General features: G+C 63.6%; 18 protein-coding genes and 3 pseudogenes. 9 read left to right on the top strand and 12 right to left on the bottom strand.

Annotated features, from left to right (window positions below):
• Positions 1–13 precede the first annotated feature (13 nt).
• Complete coding sequence (locus ONR75_RS20235) at positions 14–1,093, top strand: extracellular solute-binding protein (RefSeq protein ID WP_265078830.1); 1,080 nt, start codon at positions 14–16, stop codon at positions 1,091–1,093.
• A 66-nt stretch (positions 1,094–1,159) separates the two neighbouring features.
• Positions 1,160–1,978, top strand: a complete 819-nt coding sequence (locus ONR75_RS20230; protein ID WP_265078829.1) for an ABC transporter permease — start codon at positions 1,160–1,162, stop codon at positions 1,976–1,978.
• Here ONR75_RS20230 and ONR75_RS20225 read toward each other — a convergent pair.
• Positions 1,919–2,743 carry a hypothetical protein gene (locus ONR75_RS20225; RefSeq protein ID WP_265078828.1) on the bottom strand — a complete coding sequence of 275 codons (825 nt, stop codon included), beginning with the start codon at positions 2,741–2,743 and terminating at the stop codon, positions 1,919–1,921. The genes ONR75_RS20230 and ONR75_RS20225 overlap by 60 nt on opposite strands.
• 275 nt (positions 2,744–3,018) lie before the next feature.
• A complete protein-coding gene (locus ONR75_RS20220; RefSeq protein ID WP_265078827.1) occupies positions 3,019–4,077 on the bottom strand; it encodes an alcohol dehydrogenase in 1,059 nt (352 codons plus the stop codon).
• Between the two features lie 161 nt (positions 4,078–4,238).
• On the opposite strand from ONR75_RS20220, the gene ONR75_RS20215 reads away from it, so the two are divergent.
• Together ONR75_RS20215 and ONR75_RS20210 are read left to right on the top strand one after the other, a co-directional pair.
• Entirely contained in the window at positions 4,239–4,502 is a 264-nt protein-coding gene (locus tag ONR75_RS20215) for a hypothetical protein (RefSeq protein ID WP_265078826.1), read from the top strand.
• A gap of 41 nt (positions 4,503–4,543) precedes the next feature.
• Positions 4,544–4,750 carry a hypothetical protein gene (locus ONR75_RS20210; protein WP_265078825.1) on the top strand — a complete coding sequence of 69 codons (207 nt, stop codon included), beginning with the start codon at positions 4,544–4,546 and terminating at the stop codon, positions 4,748–4,750.
• 18 nt (positions 4,751–4,768) lie between these two features.
• Here the strand turns inward: ONR75_RS20210 and rsmA are convergent, their stop codons facing one another.
• From rsmA to lptF, 6 genes and pseudogenes are all read right to left on the bottom strand, one after another.
• Positions 4,769–5,632, bottom strand: coding sequence for a 16S rRNA (adenine(1518)-N(6)/adenine(1519)-N(6))-dimethyltransferase RsmA (gene rsmA / locus ONR75_RS20205; protein ID WP_265078824.1), 864 nt, complete (start codon positions 5,630–5,632; stop codon positions 4,769–4,771).
• On the bottom strand, positions 5,629–6,633 hold the full coding sequence (gene pdxA, locus ONR75_RS20200) for a 4-hydroxythreonine-4-phosphate dehydrogenase PdxA (RefSeq protein ID WP_413776375.1): 1,005 nt from the start codon (positions 6,631–6,633) through the stop codon (positions 5,629–5,631). The genes rsmA and pdxA overlap by 4 nt, the downstream gene beginning before the upstream one ends.
• Positions 6,634–6,685: 52 nt before the next feature.
• Positions 6,686–7,615 (bottom strand): SurA N-terminal domain-containing protein, encoded by a 930-nt coding sequence (locus tag ONR75_RS20195; protein WP_265078823.1) that lies wholly within the window; start codon positions 7,613–7,615, stop codon positions 6,686–6,688.
• A gap of 69 nt (positions 7,616–7,684) precedes the next feature.
• A complete protein-coding gene (locus tag ONR75_RS32895) occupies positions 7,685–9,202 on the bottom strand; it encodes an LPS-assembly protein LptD (protein WP_413776374.1) in 1,518 nt (505 codons plus the stop codon).
• 969 nt (positions 9,203–10,171) lie between these two features.
• A pseudogene (gene lptG, locus ONR75_RS20185) lies at positions 10,172–11,186 on the bottom strand (LPS export ABC transporter permease LptG).
• An 80-nt stretch (positions 11,187–11,266) separates the two neighbouring features.
• Positions 11,267–12,446 (bottom strand): annotated as a pseudogene (gene lptF / locus ONR75_RS20180) (LPS export ABC transporter permease LptF).
• 496 nt (positions 12,447–12,942) lie between these two features.
• Here lptF and ONR75_RS20175 point away from each other — a divergent pair.
• The 3 genes and pseudogenes from ONR75_RS20175 to ONR75_RS20165 all read left to right on the top strand — a co-directional run bounded on the left by ONR75_RS20175 (position 12,943) and on the right by ONR75_RS20165 (position 15,598).
• A pseudogene (locus tag ONR75_RS20175) lies at positions 12,943–14,444 on the top strand (leucyl aminopeptidase).
• 18 nt (positions 14,445–14,462) lie between these two features.
• A complete protein-coding gene (locus tag ONR75_RS20170; protein WP_265078822.1) occupies positions 14,463–14,915 on the top strand; it encodes a DNA polymerase III subunit chi in 453 nt (150 codons plus the stop codon).
• A 119-nt stretch (positions 14,916–15,034) separates the two neighbouring features.
• The gene (locus ONR75_RS20165) at positions 15,035–15,598 is read left to right on the top strand and encodes a hypothetical protein (protein WP_413776373.1); all 564 of its coding nucleotides are present in this window, start codon (positions 15,035–15,037) and stop codon (positions 15,596–15,598) included.
• Positions 15,599–15,620: 22 nt separating this feature from the next.
• Here ONR75_RS20165 and ONR75_RS20160 read toward each other — a convergent pair whose 3' ends face one another.
• The gene (locus ONR75_RS20160; protein ID WP_265078821.1) at positions 15,621–15,749 is read right to left on the bottom strand and encodes a hypothetical protein; all 129 of its coding nucleotides are present in this window, start codon (positions 15,747–15,749) and stop codon (positions 15,621–15,623) included.
• 169 nt (positions 15,750–15,918) lie between these two features.
• On the opposite strand from ONR75_RS20160, the gene ONR75_RS20155 reads away from it, so the two are divergent.
• On the top strand, positions 15,919–16,320 hold the full coding sequence (locus ONR75_RS20155) for a RidA family protein (RefSeq protein ID WP_265078820.1): 402 nt from the start codon (positions 15,919–15,921) through the stop codon (positions 16,318–16,320).
• Between the two features lie 6 nt (positions 16,321–16,326).
• Here the strand turns inward: ONR75_RS20155 and ONR75_RS20150 are convergent, their stop codons facing one another.
• The 3 genes from ONR75_RS20150 to ONR75_RS20140 form a co-directional block, all read right to left on the bottom strand.
• On the bottom strand, positions 16,327–18,216 hold the full coding sequence (locus ONR75_RS20150) for an ABC-F family ATP-binding cassette domain-containing protein (RefSeq protein ID WP_265078819.1): 1,890 nt from the start codon (positions 18,214–18,216) through the stop codon (positions 16,327–16,329).
• A 77-nt stretch (positions 18,217–18,293) separates the two neighbouring features.
• Positions 18,294–18,482 (bottom strand): hypothetical protein, encoded by a 189-nt coding sequence (locus tag ONR75_RS20145; protein ID WP_265078818.1) that lies wholly within the window; start codon positions 18,480–18,482, stop codon positions 18,294–18,296.
• A 185-nt stretch (positions 18,483–18,667) separates the two neighbouring features.
• Positions 18,668–18,940 (bottom strand): sulfur globule protein precursor, encoded by a 273-nt coding sequence (locus tag ONR75_RS20140; protein WP_265078817.1) that lies wholly within the window; start codon positions 18,938–18,940, stop codon positions 18,668–18,670.
• A 265-nt stretch (positions 18,941–19,205) separates the two neighbouring features.
• Between ONR75_RS20140 and ndk the strand changes: the two genes are divergently transcribed.
• Positions 19,206–19,628 carry a nucleoside-diphosphate kinase gene (gene ndk / locus ONR75_RS20135; RefSeq protein WP_265078816.1) on the top strand — a complete coding sequence of 141 codons (423 nt, stop codon included), beginning with the start codon at positions 19,206–19,208 and terminating at the stop codon, positions 19,626–19,628.
• Positions 19,629–19,663 lie beyond the last annotated feature (35 nt).

The raw sequence follows: 19,663 nt of genomic DNA, 5'->3' as shown, positions 1-19,663 counted from the left end.
TGAGGACATCGACATGAATCGCCGCAAATTCCTGGGCAGCGTCGCCGCCGCCAGCATCGCCATCAATCTCGGCCACAGCGCTTTCGCCTTCGAAGGCGCCGAGCTCTATGCGGGTGAGAAGGAACTGTTCGAAGCCGCCCGCAAGGAGGGCCTCGTGGTTTCCTTCGACACCGGGCCGACGTGGGCCAACTGGGCCGGACAGTTCAAGGCGTTCCAGAAGCGTTATCCCGGCGTGGAGATGGTCTATAACGACCTCGGCTCGGCCGCGACCGTGGTCGCCCTCGACAAGGCCCGCAACCGGCCGCAGGCCGATACCGCTTACTACTTCGCAGCCTCCGGTCTCGATGCCGCCAAGGCCGGCGTGGTCGAGGGCTACAAGCCGGTGAATTTCGCCAAGTTGCCCGAGGCGCTGCGCGAGGCGGATGGCCGCTGGTTCACCATCCATACGCTGAGCGTCGCCTTCCTCGTCAACACCAAGCTGGTCAAGACCATCCCGCAGGGCTGGGCCGATCTTCTGAAGCCGGACTACAAGAACGCCATCGTCTACCAAGATCCGCGCTCCACCGGTCAGGGCCAGGTGGTGGCTTTCGCCGCATCGTTCGGCAATGGCGGCAGCATGGACAACGTCGCGCCCGGCATCGACTATCTCGGCAAGCTGAGCAAGACCGGCAATGTGCTGCGCACCGTCGGCACCACGCCCTATGCGCAGTTCCTCAAGGGCGAGATTCCGATCTGGATCGGTTACGAGAACGACGGTCTGAAGGCCAAGTACACCGACGGCATGGGTGACAGCATCGCTGTGGTGATTCCGAAGGAAGCTTCCGCTGCCGCGCCTTACGCAATTTCGCTGGTCAAGAACGGTCCCAATCCCAGCGCCGGCAGACTGTGGCTCAACTTCGTCATGAGCGACGAGGGCCAGAAGATCTTTGCCGAGGGCTATGTCCGACCGAGCGTGCCCGGCATCGCGCTGCCGGCCAGTGTGGCCGACAAGATGCCGGCAGCGCCGCAGGTGCAGGCTATCGACATTGCCAAGGCGACGGCCAAGAAGGCCGAGATCGACGCCGGCTGGGCCAAGGCCGTTCTCGGCCAATAATCCCGCTGTAGGCCGGGACGATCCCCCTGGATCATCCCGGCCCGTGCTGCCAGCAACAGGACTATCATGAGCACCCGTGCCCCGACATCGACACTCGTCGGCTTCGCCTTTCCCGGCACCATCGTGTTCGCACTGTTCTTCCTGCTGCCGGTCGCTGCGGTGCTGGGCGGCGCGTTCTCCGATGGCGGCAGCGCCTTTCGGCGGCTGTTCGCCGATCCGGTGTTCTGGAACGGGCTGCGCGGCACTATCGTGCTCGGCACGGTCGCACCGCTATTCTCGGTGGTGGTCGGCGTCTGCGTCGCATTGGCGCTGCTGCGGGTGGCACCCGGCCTGCGTACTGCCGCGCTGATCGCGATTTCGCTGCCGCTGACGTTCTCCGGGCTAATCGTGGCCTATGGATTCATCCTTCTGCTCGGTCGCGCCGGCTTCATCACGTTGCTGCTCGCTGAACTGGGAATGGACCCGGCGGTCACCGGCGGGTTCATCTTCTCGCCCCTCGGGCTTGGTCTGGCCTATTCCTATTATCTGGTACCGCGGGTCGTGCTGATCGTGCTGCCATCGATGGCCAACTTCGATCGCAACCAGCTGCTGGCGGCGCGCTCGCTGGGTGCGGGCAACCTGCGCGCCCTGCTGGAGGTGATGCTGCCGCAGATCATGCCGAGCCTGGTGGCGGCGTTTTGCCTGACCTCTGCGGTGGCGGTCGGCGCCTATGGGACCGCGCTGGCGCTGGTCGGCACGCAGGTCAATATCCTGCCGCTGTTCCTCTTCAGCAAGATATCGGAGACCGGCACCGACCTGCCGGCGGCTTCGGCGACATCGCTGGTGCTAGTGGCGATCTGCGCCGTCGTGGTGGCGATCGGCGAGGCGTTGCGGCCCCGCCGCTAGGCGATGCGGCAGGCGTATGCCGATCCCGTCTGCGAGGGCCGCGGTGCGCGCGAGCAATTTCTCGACCTCGCGGCCGGGATTTTGTGCCTCCTGGATCTCGCGGGCGATACGAACCCAGTTCATGACAGGCTCGTCGCCGTTCGGGGCGACTGGCGTCTCTTCGCGGGCGTCGTCGCGCCAGATCGCCTGTCCGACTTCGTGGCTTGCCTTGCCCTCGTTCGCCTTGTTGGCGGCGCGCCTGACGATGACAGCCGTCGCGATGCCGGCCGCAGCCAGGGCGCCGGCGAGCGCGGCGACTAGCGCCCACACAGAGCTGCCGTCGCTATTGTCAACAGGCGGTTTGGCCGCGGCGGTCTGCAGCCGTTGTTTTATGGCAGCTGCGTCGGGCGCCCCCATGGGAGCGCTGGCACTCTCCGCGTCGGCTTGGTTGGACCAGCGCGAGGCCAGAACCCAGCCACCGGGACTGGAAGAGTTTGAATCGCCTGCGACGTTCCTACTATTCGCTGTATCCGGAGTTTCCGATTGCGGTGGGGTCGGCATCGGTTGCTCAGGTCCGGCGGCAGGCAATTCGGCGCGCGCATTGGCGACCGATTCCTGCTGCGTTACCGAGCTCTGGGATGCAGCCGGTTGAGCGCCGGATGACGAAGCCTGTTGCGATCCCTTGCTTTCGTTGCGGACGTACCAGCAGTGGCGCTTGGTGGTCCGATCGATGCGATAGTACCAATGCGCGCCCTGTGGCGCCTGGCCTTTGGCGCCGTCAGACATTCGTCGGCGGCTTTCGCCGCGGCATATGGTGCTGCGGCCAGCAAGACTGCAGCAAGGCCACCGATAACGGCAGCGGACAGCAAAGTCGCGGCTCGGTTGGTCATGTGAATCCCCGGTGAAGCCCTGAGCGATGTATCGCCGGGCCCACGTTGTTCGGAGATTTGGGTGGCAATGAGCCGCAATTTCGAACTGCGTGCGGCCAAATTCAGGCTCGCCTGGCGGCTTCGAGGTTGAGCCCGAGAGTCGTCTTGCGACTCCCGGGCTCAATGAAATGCTTAGTTCTTGAGGACGATGCGGCCGACCACATGACCGGCGCGCAATTCGTCGATCCACTTCTGCGCATCGGCCATCGGCTCTTCCTTCATCGGCGTCGGCTTGATCTTGCCGCTGCGCGCCAGGGTCATCAGTTCCTGCGCCTCGGCCAGGGTGCCGACCATGAAGCCTTCGATGGTCATGCGCTTGTAGATCCACTGCACCATCGGCAGGCTGAAATTGCCGCCCATCAGGCCGGACACGACGATCTTGCCGCCGCGCGCCACTGTGGACACGGCAAAGCCCATCGACTTGTCGTTGCCGGCGAAGTCGATGACGCCGTCGAAGCCGCCATCGCTTTCCTTCAGCATGCGCTTCGCCACATCGGGTTCGGTGGGATCGTAGGCGAATGCGGCGCCGTTCTTCAGTGCAGCTTCGCGCGCGGCCGGGCTGAGATCGGCCACCGAAATGGGTTGCTTGAACATGGCCTGGGCAAAAGCCAGGCCCATCATACCGACACCGCCGAGCCCGATCAGCAGCAGGTTGCGCTGCCGCGGGCGGTCGACCAGACGTTTCAGCGCGCCGTAGGCCGTGACGCCGGAGCACATCAGGGTCGCTGCCATGTTCACGGGCAGGGGATCGTAGTCCAGCAGGTATTTGGCGTCCGGCACCAGCACATGGCTGGCGAAACCGCCATCGAGCGCGACGCCGAGATAGCGGTTGCGGGCGCACAGGTTCTCGTCGCCGGCGAGGCAGTCGCGACACTTGCCGCAGCCGATCCAGGGGAACACCGCAACCTTCCTGCCGATCAGGTCACGCGGTGCATCGGGGCCGACCTCGTCGACCACGCCGGCGATCTCATGGCCGAGCGTGAAGGGCAGGGTCATGCCGCGGGTGGTGTCCAGCTTCTTGCCGCCGCCGAGATCGGCGTAGCCGTCCTGGATGTGCAGGTCGGAATGGCACAGCCCGCAACGCTCGATCCTGACCAGAACCTCACGGGCCTGCGGCGTCGGAGTATCGACGATGGTTTCGCACAGCGGAGCATCGAACTTGACCAGCGATTGACGGCGCAGCAGTGACATGTTTTCCGACCCTGTTTGTTTTTGTTGGCGGTGGCTTTTTATCGGGTCTGCTGCCCGTCGTCATCGGCTTTTCGCCGAGATGTTGGTTTCCGGCGTGGCGGACGGAACATTTGCTGCCGTGCGCGACTTAGGTGCGTGTCATCTTTGCAGCTGGAGCTCCTATGGCCGACGACCTATCGCCTCCATTCATCTATGAGGGTGTCGAGCCCATTGGCGGGGTCGACCCATCGCCAAGCGTTGCAGAGACGGTGTCCCGCGCGGCTCACAAGGTCAGCGACGCTGCCCATACGGTTGGCGACGCCTTCGAGCGCGCCAAAAAGCCCGGCATGCCGCTTTCCATTCTCGCCAATGTCGCCAGGGAAGCGCCGCTTGGCTCGCTCCTCGTCGCGTTCCTGCTTGGCGTCGCCGTGGCCCGGCGCCGCTAGCCATTTTCGATAGCCCTTTATGCACGCGTGAGACGACCGATATGCCCACAGACCAGCAGATCTCGATCATGTGCGACGTTGCGCGGTCCGGCGAGGCAGATGTCCCGCGGGAGCATTTGGCCGAACTTCTGGCGCTGATCAGTGAAGACTATGTGGAGGAATCGGACTGTTTTGCCGATCAGTACCAACTGACTTCGAAAGGCCAGGCCTTGCTTGACGAACGCGGGGTAGGCGTCAACGAAGCCTGACCGGTCGTAGCCGGCGGATCACGTCTGTTGGGGCTCACGAAACTCGGCCAACGCGCGCGCCATGGCGACAAAGCCGGAGACCGGCACGGTTTCGGCGCGCCGGGTGGGATCAATGCCCGCAGCAGCGGCCAGCACGGCCGGGTCGACAGTCAGCCCCTTCAGACTCTGCCGGAGCATCTTGCGGCGCTGGCCGAACGCAGCCGCAGTGATCCGCTCGAGGGTCTTGCGGTCGCACGGCTCTGGTGACACGCGGGGCACCAGCCGCACCACGGACGAGGTCACCTTCGGTGGCGGCACGAAGGCGGCGGGCGAAATGTCGAACAGGATTTTGGTTTCGCAGCGCCAGTTGGCGAGCACGCCTAGGCGACCATAGGCCTCCTCGTCTTCTCGCGCGACGATGCGTTCGGCGACCTCGCGCTGAAACATCAGCACCATCGTGTCGTACCAGGGCGGCCACGGCTCGATGCTGAGCCAGTCGACCAGCAACGCCGTCGCAATATTGTAGGGCAGGTTGGCGACGATCTTTGCCTGTTCCCCGCCAAGCAACGGCCGCGGATCGAAGGTCGTGGCGTCGCCGCTGATGATCTCCAGCCGGCCGGGATAGTGCTTCAAAATATCCTGCAGCGCGCCGAGCGCGCGTTCGTCGCGCTCGATGGCGATGACCCGTCTGGCGCCGAGCGCCAGCAGCGCGCGCGTCAGGCCGCCGGGGCCGGGACCGATCTCGATCACGGTGGCGTTTTCCAGCGGGCCGGCCGCGCGGGCGATCCGGGTGAGCAGGTTGAGGTCGAGCAGGAAGTTCTGGCCGAGCGATTTGCGGGCCGACAGGTCGTAGGTGCGAATGACGTCGCGCAGCGGCGGCAGGTCGTCGATTCTCGATGTCATCGGTTTTGCGCCGCGGCCATGCGCGCGGCCAGGTGCAGGGCCGCGATCAGGCTGGAGGGATTGGCGCGGCCGCTGCCGGCGATATCGAAGGCGGTGCCGTGGTCGGGCGAGGTCCGGATGAACGGCAGGCCGAGGGTCACGTTGACGCCGTCGTCGAAGGCGATGGTCTTGATCGGGATCAGCGCTTGATCATGGTACATGCAGATCGCGCAGTCGTAGGTGGCGCGGGCGGCGGGATGAAACATAGTGTCTGCGGGCAGCGGGCCGCGAACATCGATGCCTTCGTTGCGCAGCACCGTGATCGCCTGCGCGATGATGGTCTGTTCCTCGTCGCCCATGGTGCCGTCTTCGCCGGCATGGGGATTGAGGCCGGAGATCGCCAGGCGAGGCCGGCGCAGTCCAAAGCGAGCGCGCAGATCGGCCACGACGATGCGCGCGGTGGCGGTGATTAAATGGCTTGAGAGTTGTTCAATGGCGTCGCGCAGCGAGACGTGGATAGTCACTGGCACCACGGCGAGCGTAGGCGACCACAGCATCATTACCGGCATCGGCGTAACGCCGTCGCGGGCTGCCAGCTCGGCGAGGAACTCGGTGTGGCCGGGATGGTTGAAGCCGGCGCGGTACAATACGCTCTTGGCGATGGGATTGGTGACCAGACCGGCGGCGCGACCGGCCTGTACGTCGGCCACGGCCTGACGGATCGATGCGATCGCCACGCCGGCGCTGGAGGCGTCAGGATGGCCCGGCCGTGCGGTCGTGGTTGGGCCGCAGGGGACCACCGGCAACGCATCAGCGAACGTCGCCGATGCTTCTGCGGGGGACACCACAGCGATCGGGATGTCGAGATCAAGAGTGCGCGCTCGCGCGGCGATGAAATCGAGATCGCCGAGCAGATAAAACGGCGGCAGCTTTTGTTCGTGCCGTCGTAGCCATGCGGCGAGCGCGATGTCAGGCCCGATGCCCGCCGGTTCACCGAGTGTCAGCGCGAGAGGATTTGCCATGCAGCCGCCCAGAAGCGCGTTGATGCGCAGAATATGAAGCCAGTGCGGCGGCTTACTGCCGGTATTCGATCATTGCGGCTTTGCGGACTTCTTGCAGGTAGGCCTTGGACTTGGCCTCGAACTTTTCTGCGAACATCTTTTCGCGGATTTCACGCTTCTTCGGCGTGTCGATCTTGGTAGGCTTGCGTGAGCACAGCGCCACCATTTCGATGCCCTGTTTGGTCACCTCGGGTGGTGTCAGGTGACCCACCGGTGTCTTGTCGAGCAGATCGCGCAGGTTGGCCGGAATATCGGCGGACGTCTTCGTGACGGTGTCGCGGATCGTCGCGTTCTGCATCGACTTGAAGGTGCTGTTGGCTTCCTCGCAAGTCTGCACGCGTTCGCGCACGGCGTCGGCTTCCCTCTTGCGGGATTCCATCTGGCTGGCAGGTGCGCCGCGCGGAACGATCAGGACCATCGGGCGCAACTGATATTCAAAGGCTTCCGCATTGCTGTCGCCACCGGCGCTCTGGACCGCCGCTTCGACCTCTTTTTCGCCAACCTGCAGGCTCTGCTTGAAACGCCCGCGTACGAGCGCATTCCAGACCATGTCGGCCTTGAGCCGGCTTTTCAGCGTGTTCGGCCGGATGCCCTTGGAGGCGAGCGACTGGACCAACTGATCGGGCGTGATACGCATCCGCGAGCTCATGCTGCCGAAGGCGGAATCGACTTCGGAAGATCCCGGCTCGATGCTGTACTTCTTGCCTTCCTTGATCTTGACCTTTTCATTGATCAGTTCGTCGATCACTTCCTGCCGGCTTGGGGACTTCTGCGTCGACAGGACCGTCAGCTTGGTGCGCTGCTCGATATCGAAATTGGTGATCGCTTCGCCGTTGACCATTACCGCGACCGATTGGGCCCGCAACTGCGAGCCGTAGCACGTCAGGATGACGGCCGCAGCGATGACGACGCGGAGGATTCGTTTGGAAACGGAGGTGCTCATTGTCAGAACTGCCGCATCAACCATAAATTCAATCTCGATTCGTCGCGCCGCAACGGCAACGGAGCAGCGTTACTGTACGCCTGCTCCCGTGCTGGCGGCAGCCGTGGTTCCGAGTGTCCGCAGTCCGAGCTGGAATCCGAAAACATGGCTCAGGACGGGCGCCGCTGTGCCGACCGCATAAGCGTACGATGTCCCGTAGGTGGCAGCTAAAACGAAGCAGTCGTCAACGTAGCCAGCGCCGATAGTGTACTGGTTAATCTTGTTCGCTTCGAGATCCCATCGCGCGGCGCCGGTCACCACCCAGTTAGCGGCGACCTTGACGGAGCCCGAGGCCAGCAGGCCTTCGCGGCGTGTCAGGTAGCCGAGATCCACCTGGGGCGCGTAGTTGCCGTACATCAGGCTGACCGACCAGCGATCGAAGCTGGCGCGGCCTTCGGCCTCAAAACGTGAAACCGCCGAGGTCTGCTCGTCGATGCGGGCGCGGGTGCTGAAGGTATAGGTCCGGTTCGGCGAATAGTTGATGCGGGCGACGTAGTCAGACTTCGCGGTTGCGAGACCCGAATCCACACCGGTGTTGGTGAGGTCAGCGACGGCGAAGGAGTTCATGCCGAACAGCTGGTAGGACTGGCCGAACAGCACGTTCACCGAACCGCCGCGGTCGAACTGTGTGGTCGCCTGAACACCGACATTGGCGCGGCCGCCGCCTTCGACGCGGTCATTGCCGGAGAACTTGTCGACGCTGAACAGGTTGCTTGCGTCGAAGTTCAGGCTCTGTGCGTCCTCGTTCGGCAGCTTGCCGGCATAGGTCTCGTTAGGACGAATGATGACCTGGGCGATCGGCTCGATGGTTGTGGTGCCCCACGGCTGAACGTTGATGAAGGGATAGCGATACTCCAAGCCAACGGTCGGCATGACCCGCAGTGCCTGGGTATCGCCGGGGGTCAATCCCATGGCAGCAACGCCCGGCTGGTTGGAGATCGACGAATCGATCGCATCGACGCGGAGCATTGCGAACGGCGTGAAGATCTGGCCGAAGGAATCCGTATACGACTTGCGCCACTGCGCTTCGGCCGAAAAGCGGGTGTAGGTTCCAGGGGCGCCACTTAGGATGCAGTTGGCGCGGACCACCTTGCGGGCTTCAGCCGTATCAGCACTCGTCGGCGCGCATCCGCCGCTGGTAATCGCACTGAATGCTGCCGTGTCGCGGCTCAGGCTGGTGAAGTTGGTCTTGTAGCTGAATTCGCCGCCAACAATATTGTTCTTGATGACGTTGTTGTAGTCCACCACGGGATGGATCACCGGCACCTGGCTCTGGTTGCCGGAATAGCTGAGGTAATAGATCGTCCGCGCATCGAAGAAGCTGCGCGTGCCGACGCCAGTCAGATAGAGCTGCGAAACCGCCTCTGTCTGCAGGTTCAGCAGCGATGCCATCGGGTCCTTGTACAGGGACAGCCGATAATCCTGCAGGAAGGTGTAGTCGCTGAGCGCAACCGCATCCCAGCCCCAGATCCACTTGTCGTTGATGGCAAACTGGCCCTTGGATCTCGACGCCGCCGCGGAAGTCCTTGTCGCCGGGGGCGCCGGCATAGGCCGAGCGATCCTGCTGGTTGATGCCGTACGCGCGGATCGAATACGCGCCGTCCATCAGCCGTTGGCGGAATTCTCCCTGCAGCAGCAAGCCCTGCTTGGACGTGTAGCGAGGTGCGATCGTCGCATCGTAGTCGGGAGCGATGGCCCAGTAGAAGGGCGCCTCGATTCCGTAGCCGTTCGCCGTCGTGTTGGTGAAGCTCGGCATCAGAAAGCCGGTCTTGCGCTTCACGGTCGGGTCCGGCGTCGAGAAGTAGGGCATGTAGGCGAGGGGCACACCGAAGAACTCGATCCGGGCGTCCTCGAAATACAGCATCTTGTCGGTCTGGTCGTGGATGATGCGGGCACCCTTGACCTGCCACAGCGGCGGCCTCTTCGGATCGTCCTTACAGGCCGCGCAGGCAGTGTAGACGCCGTTCTGGAACACCGTGTAGTTGCCGGAACTGCGGTCCAGTCGCGTGGCCGCCATGCGGGTCGCGTCGGCGGTGTCCATGCGCAGCGAATCGACGAAGCCGTCGCGGTAGTCATCGCTGAGATCGAGCAGATTGGCATACGTAATCTTGCCGTCGGCGTCCGTCATGCGGACGTTGCCTTCAGCATGCAGGCGCTTCGTCTTCTGGTCGTAGATGACCTTGTCGGCCTCCACGGACGTTCCATTATAGAACATCTGCACGCTGCCGACGGCCGACACGCGCGAATTATTGTAATCGTAGTCGACCTCGACGGCCTGGACCAGCATCTGCCCGGTCTGGGCGGCCGGCGGCGGCTTCGGTCGCGTATGCGGTGCGTTATAGGTGAAGCTCTGGGCAGCCGCCGGCGTTATCGCAGCACCGCTTATCGCGATGGCAATTCCCAACACAGACACACACAACGACGCCAGAACGGAAGGCGCGTAGCATCGGGCGCAGCGCATGCTCATGCGCCGCCCCGACTTAGGCGTCCGTTCTTGGAGGGCGGCGAAAACGGCCACTACCCGTCCTCCTGGTACAACAAGGCCAAAAAGCCGGTGAGGCCGCCCACACATACAGGCAGCCACGCCGCAGCGATCGGATGCATCAACTCAGCCTTGCTCAAATCTTCAGTCACTTTGGACAGAACATAGAGCAGAAAGCCCGCGCCCACGCCACTCAAAACCATCTTCTGGACTCCGCCCATGCGGAAGAACCGCAGGCTGACCGAAGCTGCAAGCATGACCATCGCAGCCAGCAAAAATGGCTGTGCAATGAGTTTGTGGTACTGCAGACGATAACCTGCGGTTGCAAAGCCAGAACTTTCCGATGACTTGATATAGGACGGGAGTTGCCAAAATGACACGGTTTCGGGGGTCGAGAAACTGTTGCGGACCTGGGCCGGGGTCAGCGAGGTGGCCAGATACATGGTGTCCTGATCGACTGCCGGCGAGATCGAGGGTGTAGCGCCGTACCGACTTGAACAGCCACCGGCCGGTCTCCAGCGATGCCTCGCGAGCCTCGATCCGCTCCATGAACTGAAAGTCCGTGCCGAAACGGAACACTGTCAGCCCCGTCAGGCGCATACCCTGCTGTTCGCTGCGGGCGGCATTGATGATCGCCTGGCCCTCGCTGTTGACCTGGTTGATCCAGAAGCCCGAGGCGTCCTGCACGCCGCCGCCAGGGGCGTCGCCGAACAGTTCGGCCTCCATCTTCTTGGACAGTTCGCGCAGATTGGCGGACATCGGATTATACGCCACAGTGGCTAGCACGCCGAGCACCAAGGCGCACACCAGCGCCGGCGAAATGAACTGCCATGCCGACACGCCGGCGGCGCGTGCCACGACCAGTTCGAGCCGCCGCGACAGTGCCAGGTAGCAGGTCATTGCCCCGATCAGGATGCAGAACGGCATCATCTTTTCGAGCAGTTGCGGCACGCGGAACAGCGACGTCTCCGCCACCATCAGCGCGGAGGCGGTTGGCAGCCCGGAGGTTCGCCGCACCATCTCGATGTAGTCGACCAGCACCAGCAGCATGAAGATGCTGACGAACACGCCGACCGCAGCCGTCAGGAAGCGACCGGCAAAATATCGCCCAAGGGTGTTGGTCACCATGCTCATGTGGCAACAGGCCGCCGACCCAGGCGCGACCAGCGCAGCAGCCGCGCGTTCGATCTGTTGATGGCTTCCATCAGGCCGGCCGGCGGTTCGATGACGATGCCGCCGGCAATGATCCAGACGCTGGCGCCAATGGCTGTAAACAGCATGAGGTACTGGAAGGGGGCTGCAAAACTCGATTTGGCGGCCATGACGGATGCGGCAAACCCCGCCATGCGCAGTCCGAACACCGCGGCGATCGAACAGCCGATGGAGAAATTGCGGCTTTGCCGCGTGGTGCGCGGGGTGCCGAGGAAGGCGAAGGTAAGGGCAGCGAAGGCGAACGGATAGAGGGGCGCCGTGAGGCGATCATGCAGCTCGGCGCTGAAGGCGCCAGGCATCTGCACATAGACCGGATCGTCTGCCGGCGGCGACACCAGCTCCCACAGGTAACGCTCGCGGATTCCGTAAGTGACGTCCTTGCTTCGGTTGGAGAATTTCGACATGTCGAACGCGTAGCGGCCGAATGCGACCATGGCCGGATCGGTCTTGCCGAGCTCGAAGCGTTCGAGATTGCCATCCTCGAGGATCAGGAAGGAGCCGTCGCCGTTCTTCATGACGGTGCCGTGGTCGGCGACGATGGAGACGCGTTCCTTGGGATCGCGACGGTCGTCGACGAAGATGCCGACCAGCAGCCCGCCTGGCTGCCGCTCGCGAATGCGCATCGTGAGATTCTGGTCGAGCTGCGCAAAGCGGCCGGGCTGCAGGATGTTCGACATCACGTCGGCGGTGATCTCGGCGTCCCAGCGCTTCAGCCGGCGCATGCCGTCCGGCGCCAGATAGGAGCCGATGAACGCGACCAGAAGCGCGACGACGACGGTAGCGTACAAAAATGGCCTGAACAGCCGCAGCGGCGACATGCCCGCGGCATTGATCACGATGATTTCCAGAATCGGTCGCGAGCTTGGTGAGCGTGTGCGACACCGCGATCATCAGGGCGATAGGCGCGATAATGAACAGCAGCACGGGAATGGCGAGGCTGGTCACGCCGAGAAAGGTCAGGATGGTCTGACCCTGGCTCGTCATCAGATCGATTCCGCGCAACGCCTGCGTAATCCAGATCACGCCAGTCAGGCTGACCAGAACTAGCGCAAACGACGCAAGCGTCGTGCGGAAGATATATCTGTCGATTGACCCCATCGGTCAGTTCAATCCCATCCCAGCCCGAAATCCGCCTGCGTGGCCAATCCCGGTGAGGGATCCCCCATAGTCACGCCGCCGTGTTCTGACTGCACACTCTCTCACTTACCATCCCTTTGATTGGTCAACAAAATGGCCGGCAGATGGCTCACTGGGGATATGGTTAATTATCCTTTACCATGTGGCCCGGGGGCCACTAGGGCGCCCCTGCAGATCGGCGTCGAAGGCCGACCGGCGCTGGCCGCGCGCGCCGGTGCTTGACCTATCTATCGTACGGCAGGCATCCGGACATGGAGGCGTTGTTTCCGTACAGCACTAGAGACGAGACTGGACGTGCCCCCGGTTCCAATGCACGAAACTGCGCCCGCGGGGCCATATAAGGTCAGAACCTGACTTGACGGCTCTGGCTGTGGCGACAACAAAACGTCTGAACCGCCGCACCGACCGGATTCTCGCCCGACCTCTGCGACACACCTGACTTTTGGAGGATTTCCCTATGCCCGATGCCGTCAAGGTCGGCTTTGTTCCGTTTTCCGCTGCCGCGCGCGGCGTTCTCGTGGTGTTCTGCGACGACTCGCTGAAGCTGGGCGCGGCCACGGCCAAGGTGCTGGGCGCTGCCGCCGCCACCGTGAAGCGGGCTGCTTCCGCCAGCCAGTTCAAAGGCAAGAACGCCGCCGCCCTCGATATTCTCGCCCCTGAAGGTCTCAAGGCGACTCGGCTGATCGTGATCGGCACCGGCAAGGTTGCGGATCTCAAGGACGCAGACATCCTCAAATTTGGCGGCGTGCTGGCCGGCAAGATCACGGCGGGCACCGATACGGTTACGGTGATGGCCGAATTGCCGGACGGCGCCATGACGCCGGGGCAGGCCGCGTCCATCGCAACAGGCGTGCTGCTGCGCGCCTACAAGTTCGATCGCTACAAGACCAAGAAGAAGGACGGCGACGATACCGCCGTCAAAGCTGCGGTTTCGATCGCGGTGGAAGATGTTGCGGCGGCGAAAAGGCGTTTGCGCCCGAGGCGCACATTGTCGATGGCGTGATTCTCGCCCGCGAGCTGGTCAACGAGCCGCCGAACGTGCTGTTTCCCGCCGAGTTCGCGCGCCGCGCTTCCGAACTGAAGAAGCTTGGGGTTGTGGTCGAGGTGCTCGACGTCAAGGCCATGGCCAAGCTCGGCATGGGCGCGCTGCTCGGCGTGTCGCAGGGCTCGACTCAGCCCGGCCGCATGGTGGTGATGCGCTGGAACGGCGGCAGGAAGGGCGAGCAGCCGGTCGCCTTTGTCGGCAAGGGCGTCACCTTCGACACCGGCGGCATTTCCATCAAGCCGTCGGGCTCGATGGAGGACATGAAGGGCGACATGGGCGGCGCCGCCTGCGTGGTCGGCCTGATGCATGCGCTGGCCGGCCGCAAGGCCAAGTGCAACGTGGTCGGCGCCATCGGCATCGTCGAGAACATGCCGGACGGCAACGCCCAGCGGCCCGGCGATATCGTCACCTCGATGTCCGGCCAGACCATCGAGATCATCAATACCGACGCCGAAGGCCGCCTCGTGCTGGCCGACGTGCTCTGGTACGTGAAAGAGAAGATCAAGCCGAAGTTCATGGTCGATCTGGCGACCCTGACCGGCGCGATCCTGGTTGCGCTCGGCACCGAACATGCAGGACTGTTCTCCAACAATGACGAGTTGTCGGAGCGGCTCTATGCGGTCGGGCAGGCCACCGGCGAGAAGGTCTGGCGGCTGCCGATGGGGCCGGAATACGACAAGATGATGGACTCGCAGTTCGCCGACATGAAGAACGCCGGCGCCCGCAATGGCGGCTCGATCACCGCCGCCCAGTTCCTGCAGCGTTTCGTCGGCGACACGCCGTGGGCGCATCTCGACATCGCGGGCACCGCCATGGGCGCACCCAAGACCGAGATCAACCAGAGCTGGGGCTCGGGCTACGGCGTCCGTCTGCTCGACCGGCTGGTGGCGGACTATTACGAAGCCGGCAAGTAGCGCAGACGGCCCGACCCGATGACCGAAGTCCTGTTCTATCACCTGCAAGACATGACGCTGGAGAACGTCCTGCCGCCGTTGCTGGAGAAATCCCTGGCGCGCGGCTGGCGGGTGGTGGTGCAGGCGTCGTCGGAAGAACGGGCGGATGCGCTGGATGCGCATCTGTGGACCTACCGTGAGGATTCCTTTCTGCCGCATGCCACCTGGCGTGCGGCAGATGCGGCGGACCAGCCGGTGATTCTTGCGGTGGAGGAGGGCAATCCGAACGGGGCTCAGGTCAGGTTTCTGGTGGACAATGCTGGGCTGCCGGCCGACGGCGAACTTTACGAACGCATGGTGCTGGTCTTCAACGGCGACGATCCCGACGCGCTGGCCATCGCCCGTGCGGCCTGGACCGCCAGCAAGGCCCGCGGCTTTTCGGTGGCCTACTGGCAGACCGACGAGCACGGGCGATGGCAACGCAAGCAATAGGTATTGTTTGATATTAATGATAATCTGCGGTTTCGTCGGCGGCGCTTGTCTCCAGCCATGGTCGTGCCGCAAATGGATGGTGTTACAGGCGCTTAGGCGTTGTGGGAATTGAGTTCATCGTGCGACACGAGAAACATCACCGGATCGGACTGTTCGTTCTGCTGCTCGCGGGCCCCTTGCTTGCCGGTTGTGCGGGCATGGGCGGCGACATGTTTTCGTCGGACCTGCTGTCCAAGGACGCGGACTGGTTTTCCAGGCCCGGCCGGGTCTTCATCAAGAATGTGTCGATCGACAGCCCGCCGCTCACCCCCGACAAGCCGGTATCTGCCGAGGATCTGATCAGCGCCGATGGCATGTGCCCCGGCATGGCGCCACCCGGAGCGACCGATGCCAATGCACTCGCCGATGGCGCGGCCGGCGCGCCGGCCGGTGAGCGGCCCGGCGTGGTCGCGCTCGGTCATACCGAATGCGACGTGGCGCGCGGCAACGGCGCGCCCGACAGCGTCAACCTCTCCAACAATCCGCGGGGCGATCGCGTCGCCGTGCTGACCTATTCGCGTGGCGCGCGACCGGGGATCTACACGTTTACCGCCGGGCGTCTGACCATGGTCGAACGCGGCCCCGAGCCGGTGCAGCAGCCGAAGGTCGCCCGGCCGAAGCCGAAGAAGCGCGCCGCGACGTAGGCGAAGTGCGCGTGGGCCGGGCTTAGGCGCCGGCCGCTTCCAAAATCCTCTGATCACGTTTGGGCGCAAAGCGCAGCGCGTCGTTCGCGCCGAGCGCGGTCAATGGCGCGCGCTGCCTCGATGCCCCGCCACCGGCATTGCTTTCCAGCATCCCGATGACCACCGGTGACGCGTTCCGCAATTTCGATTGCGGCGCTGTCGATCAAACCAAAATCCATCGCCGGTCGCGCGTGGGCAAACGGCACAGTTCCGTGCGGACCGAACCATTCGCGCGCGGTTGCAGTCTAGGTCTGTGGGCGACACCACAGCGAGGACGAACGATGGAACGACTGCGCGTAGAGCCGATCTCGACCTATCTCGAACGATACCGCAAGGGACTGGCCTTTCCGGTCGTGATCGCCAATGGCTTTGTCTATCTGTCCGGGCTTCCGCCGTTCGATCCCGACACCGGCGAGGTCAGGCCTGTGCCGTTCGAGCGCCAGGTCGAGATCGTGCTGCAGCAGATGAAATTATGCCTGGAGGCCGCCGGATCGTCGCTGCGGCAGATCGTCAAGTGCAACGTCTATTGCACGCCCGACCCGTCGCATTTCGCGCGGTTCAATGCGGTCTATGATCGCTATTTTCCAGGCGATTCACCGGCGAGAATTTTCCTGCATGTGCCGTCATGGCCGGGACCGTTCGACGTCGAAATCGACTGCGTGGCAACGGCCGGGCGGGCGTGAACGCGCTCAGCCGTTCGCTTCGTCGTACTGCGTGCTCGCCGCGAGCCACTGCTCTTCGGCCCGTGCCAGCGCGCTTTCGGCGCCGGCGCGCGCCTTGCTGAGCTGTGCGGCCTGCTTGGGATCCTTCTTGAACAGGCCGGGCAGGGCGAGCGCGGTATCGATTTTTGCAATGATGCCGTTGATGCGGGCCATCTCAGCCTCGGCGTCGGCGACGCGCTGCTTCAGCGGGACCTTCTTCTCTTTCGGCTTCGCAGGCTTGTCCTTGTCGCGGCTGTTGTTCTGGCCGTTGTTGCCGGTGGCGGCGCGGTCGCGCGAACTGGCGCGCATGCCGCGCTGCTGCATCACGATGCGGCGGTAGTCATTGAGATCGCCGTCGAAATTGGTGACGGTCTTGTCGGCCACGATCCACAACTGGTCGGCGCAGGCCTCGATCAGATAGCGATCATGGGACACCATGATAACGGCGCCGGGATATTCGTTGATCGCTTCGGCCAGGGCCGCGCGGCTGTCGATATCCAGATGGTTGGTCGGCTCGTCCAGGATGATCATGTTGGGGCCGAAGAACGTGGCAAGCCCAAGCAACAGCCGGGCCTTTTCGCCGCCCGACAGGCTGTTGACCTTGGTATCGCCGGCCTTGCCGGAGAAACCGATGGAGCCGACGCGGGCGCGCACCTTGCTCTCATGCGCGTCCGGCATCAGCTTGCGGACGTGGTCGTAGGGCGAGGCGTCCATCACCAGCTCATCGAGCTGATGCTGCGCGAAGTAGGCGATCGAGAGCTTCTCGGCGCGGGTGATCGAGCCGGAAAACGGCGCCAGCTTGTTGGCAAGCAGTTTCACCAGTGTCGACTTGCCGTTGCCGTTGGAGCCGAGCAGCGCGATGCGATCGGCGGTGTCGATGCGCAGCGTGACCTTGTTGAGCACGGGATGCGCGGGATCGTAGCCGACCGAGACGTTGTCGACGGCGAGGATCGGCGGCGACAGGATCTTTTCCGGCGCGGGAAATACGATCTCGCGAACGTCCTGGTTGACGAGTGCGTTGATCGGCTTCATCCGCTCCAGCATCTTGACGCGGGACTGCGCCTGCCGGGCCTTCGAGGCGGTCGCCTTGAAGCGATCGACGAATGACTGCAGGCGCGCGCGCTCGGCCTCCTGGCGCTTGACGTTCTTGGCGTCGAGCATTTCCTTGTTGGCGCGGAATTCCTCATAAGCGGTATAGGTGCCGCGATAGTGCACCAGCTTGCCGCGGTCGAGATGCAGTATCTGGTCGACCGAGGTGTCGAGCAGGTCGCGGTCATGGGAGATGACGATCACGGTGCGCGGATAATTGGCGAGATGGTCCTCGAGCCACAGCGTGCCTTCGAGATCGAGATAGTTGGTGGGCTCGTCGAGCAGCAGCAGGTCGGGCGCCGAGAACAGGGTCGCGGCCAAGGCCACGCGCATCCGCCAGCCGCCGGAAAATTCCGAGCAGGAGCGCTCCTGGTCGGCGGTCGAGAAGCCCAGACCGCTGAGAATGGCGGCGGCGCGCGACGGCGCCGAATGGGCATCGATATCGACCAGCCGGGTCTGGATCTCCGCGATCCGATGCGGATCGGTGGCTGTCTCCGCTTCTTCCAGCAAAGCGGCGCGTTCCAGATCAGCCTTGAGCACCACCGAGATCAGGCTCGGCGGGCCGTCGGGAGCTTCCTGCGCGAGGCTGCCGATGCGCCAGCGCGGCGGAATCGAGATACTGCCGGTTTCCAGCGGCAGATCGCCGCGGATGGCATGAAACAGGGTGGATTTACCGACGCCGTTGCGACCCACGAAGCCGACCCGTGAGCCCGGCGTAATCTGCGCCGATCCCTCGTCAATAAGCAGGCGGCCGGCGATCCGGATCGATATGTCTGTGATTGAAAGCATGCGGGGTTGTCACCGCTGCAGCGCACAAAGGCAAGTCGATTGTCGCTGGATCGGCCACCAAATAGCGCAGAGCGGCGTCAGGAACCGTGGGAGCCATGACCGTCCTGGCGCTGCATCTCGTCGAGCAGGGCTTGCAAGCGCGAAGGCAGGGCGCCGGATGCGGGAACCAGATTCTGCCTCAGCCGTTCGCCGATGGCATTGCAGATTGACGCGCTGGTGTTGCGGTCAATGGCCTGTGCTGCATTCTCGTCTACTCGGGATGGCATAGCAATTTCCGATCGCGCGTTGTCATTTCCTGACACATGACCAAGTCGCGCACACCAGAATTGTTTCCGCTTTTGTTGAATTCAGCGGCTTTTGGTGAAAATTGCATGAAATCCTGCCACGCCGGCATCGTCGGGCATTCAGCACCCCGGCCACGGCGGCCGGGGTACTGAATTTCCCGCCTCAATCAGTAACAGCGGTTGATGACCCGCCAGCGCGGACCCCACGGTGTGGGAACCAGCCGCCGCACATAGCATCCGCCACCGCCGAAATAGGCCGGCCCGCCGACGAAGCGGGGACCGCCCCAGCCGCGGTGCCAACCGCCGTGCCAGCCACCGCCGTGCCATCCTCCGCCATGCCAGCCACCGTGGCCGCCCCAGGCGGATGCGGAGGTCGGGGCCAGCGCGGCCGCACCAAGCGAGGCCGCCGCGATTACAGTCAGCGCGAGTTTGCGGAACATGATCGTCTCCTCAAGTCTGGCGCCTCGGCGCCTGCGGTGAATAACCCGGTGCCGAACCGACCGGTCTCAACATCGCAAATCTAGCTGCGGCAAGCTGAACGGCTGTCGCACACCAGAGTCAGGAGGGGTTCATCTTGATGAAATCGTGGTAATGGCAAGCCACGCGGACGGTACCCTGTGGCATTCGACCTGATCTCTTGCCGTTGGGCATTCGCGCCGATATAAGCGCCGCAATCTTCCAGCGACTGTTTTTCAAGGATAAATCATGGCTATCGAGCGTACCTTTTCGATTCTGAAGCCCGACGCGACCGAACGCAACCTGACCGGCGCGATCAACGCCCTGATCGAAAAGGCCGGCCTGCGCATCGTCGCCCAGAAGCGCATCCGCATGACCCGCGAGCAGGCCGAGACCTTCTACGCCGTCCACAAGGCGCGTCCGTTCTTCGGCGAACTCGTCGACTTCATGATCTCCGGCCCGGTGGTTGTGCAGGTTCTGGAAGGCGAGAACGCCGTTCTCAAGCATCGCGACGTGATGGGTGCCACCGACCCGTCGAAGGCCGCCGACGGCACCATCCGCAAGCTGCACGCCAAGTCGATCGGCGAGAACTCGGTGCACGGCTCGGACGCCACAGACACCGCCGCGATCGAGATCGCGCAGTTCTTCTCCGGCAACGAAATCGTCGGCTAATCGCTATCGGCGCCCGGCCTGCCGCTCCGCGGCGG

The sequence above is a fragment of the Rhodopseudomonas sp. P2A-2r genome (assembly GCF_026015985.1).
GTDB lineage: Bacteria > Pseudomonadota > Alphaproteobacteria > Rhizobiales > Xanthobacteraceae > Tardiphaga.
Note: the sequence above shows the minus strand (reverse complement) of the source record. Positions and strands in the feature narration are given on the sequence as shown.